Source organism: Halorubrum sp. Atlit-26R (genome assembly GCF_003666015.1).
Taxonomy (GTDB): domain Archaea; phylum Halobacteriota; class Halobacteria; order Halobacteriales; family Haloferacaceae; genus Halorubrum.
In genome coordinates this window covers 1-959 of sequence record NZ_QPLT01000121.1, presented here as the reverse complement: position 1 = coordinate 959, position 959 = coordinate 1, and the positions used below count along the sequence as shown (strand labels likewise).

At 57.7% G+C, this 959-nt stretch carries 1 protein-coding gene; it reads left to right on the top strand.

What is annotated here, in order from left to right:
• Positions 1-157: 157 nt before the first annotated feature.
• Positions 158-862, top strand: a complete 705-nt coding sequence (locus tag DVK07_RS19665; protein WP_121598525.1) for a hypothetical protein — start codon at positions 158-160, stop codon at positions 860-862.
• The last annotated feature ends 97 nt before the right edge of the window (positions 863-959 follow it).

Below are 959 nucleotides of genomic sequence, written 5' to 3'. Positions count from 1 at the left end.
CAAGGACCTATATTAATCCCGCAGTCAGAAGAATTGATATCGCTTCATGAAATCGCACCCCCCACCACCGCAGCTCGAAGACGCCCCCGAAGCGTTGCTGTCGCGCGGACACCTCTGGCTTCGTGAGCACGTTGTCGGGCCGCGGGTGCGGTTCACAATGGAGTCATCTGGGCTGTTGATCTTCGGAGACCGAGAGCGGGTCTTCGATAACATCCCACCGGAATACGAACATGCTGTTCGACACATTCGAGACGAGTTCGACCGTGACGCATTCCACAGCGCTGTCGAGAACCCGTCAGCGTACGTCTTCTTCGGTGTTGCGCCGTGTCACGTGGGTGTTGACTACGATTGGGATCGACTGCCGTCGTTTCTTGGCCTTGCCATCTGGAGCGAATCCACCGAGCAATTTGTCCCCAGCGACAGGGCCGACAAGGTGTTTGCGCGCCTCAATCTCACGCCAGTGAACACGTTTCAAAAAGAAGTGAAGGTCCGTGATTTCTCTCCCGAACAGTTCGAGATGCCTGATTCTACGTGGTATGACGGACCCGCCGCAGGGGTTCGGATTGAGAACCGCAGTGGTGGGAACGCACTCTTGACCGAGCCCACTGTTGGTGAACAACCGACTGACCAACCAGCTCACGATGAGCCGCCAGCGGTTGCCAGCGAACTCGTGACCGACACCCGGGTCAACCGAGCCGTCGAAGCTGTTGAAGCGGCAGGAAACACAGTCGCGACTGCCGACGTACAGACACGTGTCTTCGAGATGATCGTCCGAGAGGAGTACGTCCGTCTTGACCAGAGTGGCATCGATGTAGAGACGCTGCGATCCGCAGTCGGGCCGGTTGTCGCTCAGCGGCTCTGACGACGTGGTGAACTTGGAAGATGCGTCTGAGAAACTGTCAGTGACCACGACTTCAGTCGTGGGTCACTGACGAGCAACTGCGAGAGCGTTCTCGAAC

Bases quoted from the DNA above. Each gene is read 5' to 3' on its own strand.
- DVK07_RS19665 (WP_121598525.1), top strand. From the start codon at position 158: ATGGAGTCATCTGGGCTGTTGATCTTCGGAGACCGAGAGCGGGTCTTC.